This is a genomic window from Desulfobaculum sp. (assembly GCF_054921475.1).
On sequence record NZ_JBUDSW010000367.1, the window covers coordinates 1 to 2,678 of the forward strand.

The 2,678-nt window shown below is 58.6% G+C and carries 5 protein-coding genes; 1 reads left to right on the forward strand and 4 read right to left on the reverse strand.

The annotated features are described in order from the left end of the window. Window positions 1-886: sodium/pantothenate symporter (gene panF / locus ACY69P_RS15975; RefSeq protein WP_462328200.1), on the forward strand; the 886-nt coding region annotated here is incomplete at its 5' end. 86 nt (window positions 887-972) lie between these two features. On the opposite strand, the gene ACY69P_RS15980 is transcribed toward panF, so the two are convergent. The 4 genes from ACY69P_RS15980 to ACY69P_RS15995 all read right to left on the reverse strand — a co-directional run. Further along, window positions 973-1,551: a flavin reductase family protein gene (locus ACY69P_RS15980; RefSeq protein ID WP_462328201.1), complete on the reverse strand. Its 579-nt coding sequence runs from the start codon at window positions 1,549-1,551 to the stop codon at window positions 973-975. After that, the gene (locus ACY69P_RS15985) at window positions 1,532-1,756 is read right to left on the reverse strand and encodes a tautomerase family protein (RefSeq protein ID WP_462328202.1); all 225 of its coding nucleotides are present in this window, start codon (window positions 1,754-1,756) and stop codon (window positions 1,532-1,534) included. The genes ACY69P_RS15980 and ACY69P_RS15985 overlap by 20 nt, the downstream gene beginning before the upstream one ends. Before the next feature lie 15 nt (window positions 1,757-1,771). Continuing rightward, a complete protein-coding gene (locus ACY69P_RS15990) occupies window positions 1,772-2,380 on the reverse strand; it encodes a flavodoxin family protein (protein WP_462328203.1) in 609 nt (202 codons plus the stop codon). Window positions 2,381-2,483: 103 nt separating this feature from the next. Continuing rightward, window positions 2,484-2,678: hypothetical protein (locus tag ACY69P_RS15995; protein ID WP_462328204.1), on the reverse strand; the 195-nt coding region annotated here is incomplete at its 5' end.

Sequence of the window (2,678 nt, forward strand, 5' to 3'; positions counted from 1 at the left end):
GGTGCTGTACGCCGTGGTCCATGCGGGCGGCGGCATGGAGCGGTGCATTGTCGCGCTTCGGGATATTGATCCCGGCCTCATTACGCCCACAGGGCCAGCAGAGGCCGTGCCCCAGCCGTTTATGCTGTCCTTTTGGATACTGGTTGGCCTTGGCGTTTTGGGCCTGCCGCAGACCACCCACCGGTGCATGGCCTACCGCGATTCCCGCGCCATGCACGACGCCATGATCATTGGCACCCTTATCATCGGCTTTATGATTTTGTGCGCGCATCTTTCCGGCGCGCTGGGCCGCGCGGTGATTCCCGGACTCCCCGCCGGGGACCTCGCCATGCCCACACTGATGGTGGAGCTGCTTTCACCATTTTGGGCCGGAGTGTTCATCGCCGGGCCGCTGGCGGCCATCATGTCCACAGTGGACTCCATGCTCCTCCTCGCATCGGCGGCCATTGTGAAGGACCTGTATGTCCACTACGGCCTCGGCGGTGACGCCTCGCGCCTGACGTCCGCGGGTGTGAAGCGCAAAAGCCTCATGTCCACCGCCGCTATCGGCGTGGTAGTGTTTGTGGCCGCCATCCAGCCGCCGGACCTGCTGGTGTGGATTAATCTGTTCGCCTTTGGCGGGCTGGAGGCTGTGTTCCTGTGGCCTGTGGTGCTGGGACTGTACTGGAAGAAGGCCAATGCCGCCGGGGCGGTGGCGTCCATTGTGGTGGGCGTTGGCAGCTTTGTGGCCCTGACCCTGATTAAGCCGGACATGGGCGGCATGCACGCCATTGTGCCGACGACGTTTGCCGGGCTTGGGGCGTTCATCGTGGGCACCCGCCTTGGCCGCGCGCCACAGCAGGCCGTCACCCGCCTGTTTTGGGGGCAAAGCGGCAGCGCGTCCTAGGGCGCGGGCTGGAGAAAAAGTGTAAGCAAGGGACGCACCGCGAGGTGCGTCCCTTTTTTGGTGTGCGATGCGATGTGCGTCGGAGACTAGTTGTTTTTGAGCCGTTTTTTGAAGGCAACTCCATCGCGCCATGCCTGACCAGCCACATCGCCAAGCGTCCAGTAGCGGTTGTCCGGCATAGTGAGCAGAAGCGGGTGCATAGCCTCCATGGAGGGCGAACCGTCAACCAGTACGTCCTCACGCGCGTACGCGCCCTGAATTTCGCCAATGAAGATGGTGTTGCTTGGCAATTCTACGTGGGAGTGCAGGGTGCATTCAAGGTTGATGGGGCACTCCGTGATGAGCGGCGCTGCGTGGATGTTTTGAGTAAAGGTCGAGAAGACGGCCGACTTGTTTGTTTTTTTGCTGGAAACAATACCGCAGTAATCGGTGCGCTCCACGAGGTCCGAATCAGGAAAACACAGGCTAAAAGCCTGGTTGCGCAGAATATTGGGGCCGGTCTGGTGGGAGTTGTGCACTCCAACTGCAATCATGGGCGGTGCGGCATTGACTCGTGAGCACCAGCCCACGGTCATGAATGTGGCTGCGCCTTCGGACGTGGTGGTTCCCAGAAGGGCAACGGGCATAACAGGGAAGAAATTGGAATCAATTGGTGTTTGTTTCATTCTCATTGTCCTTTTGGGTCTGCTTAAAGGTTGCCACAGATGCTCCCCCGAGACCAATGCTGGTGTCGGAAAGTTCGGAGATGAGCACGGTGAAGAAGCGCTGGGGGATGCCCGTTTCTTCGCTGGCTGCTGCGGTGAAGCGTGCTATGAGACGCTCCTTGACTTCGGGCGACGTTACGCTGGTGGTCATATGTATGACGGGCATTGGGCTTCTTGTCTCCTAGGCCGTTGTGAGGGCGTGAGCCAACGTGCGCGCCTGCGCATGGACTTCGTCGATAGTATTGTCCGTTGTGATGGTGGCGTCGCCAAGACCGCGCAGAATGTGGACATCCTCAAAACCCAGCCAGCGGAAGAAGTTTTCATACCGCGCAGGGATGTCGGCTTGGACGGTTTCGGTCTGGTTGCCCTGCGTGATGATGAAGACAAGCTGGACGCCTTCAGGAAGCCGCGAGGTGCGGTGGCCGGTGTATTTGCCGGTTTTGTGGTCCAGTCCCTTGTGGAAGTCCGGGGTAAACAGGTGGAACAGACGGTCCATAAAGGGCTTCATCTGGGCGGCAACATCTCCGAAATAGACCGGCGAAGCCAGGACGAGAACGTCCGTGTGGTGGACAGCCTCCAAGACTTGGGAAAGGTCGTCGCGCACGACGCAGCGCTCGGTTTTTCCTTTGCAGGCAAAGCACCCCTGACAGCCTTTGGCCGAGATGGCGTTAAGCTCATACGTGTTGACAGTGGCCCCGCTCGCCTGGGCCGTTTCGCCGAAAGTGTTGGCAATGGCGTGGCTGTTGCCCTTTTTGCGGGGGCTCGCATTGAGGATGGTGACGGTTTTCATGTTGGCTCCTTTTTGTGTGTACATGCAAGTGTTTTGGTTGAAAATGGTTGAAGATCACCGCAGGTACTTAATGTGTGTACATGCAAGTGAAGAGCGAAAAAAATTATTCGTCGAGGGAAAGTTTCTGGAAAGCGTGAAGGGTTGCTTCGGTAACGGCGTGGCTTTCCTCGTCGCCGAGTATGCTCCGATAGCGGTCATACAGGCCATGCCAAACGCTTTGGATTTCATCCAGCTGCGCTGTGCCATGCGCAGTGGTGAAGACGCGCGCTTGCTTGCCGCTGGTTTTCTTTTCAAGAAT

Excerpts from the sequence above, each read along its gene's own strand:
- ACY69P_RS15985 (WP_462328202.1), bottom strand. The coding sequence starts at position 1,756 with ATGCCCGTCATACATATGACCACCAGCGTAACGTCGCCCGAAGTCAAG.
- ACY69P_RS15980 (WP_462328201.1), bottom strand. The coding sequence starts at position 1,551 with ATGAAACAAACACCAATTGATTCCAATTTCTTCCCTGTTATGCCCGTT.
- ACY69P_RS15990 (WP_462328203.1), bottom strand. The coding sequence starts at position 2,380 with ATGAAAACCGTCACCATCCTCAATGCGAGCCCCCGCAAAAAGGGCAAC.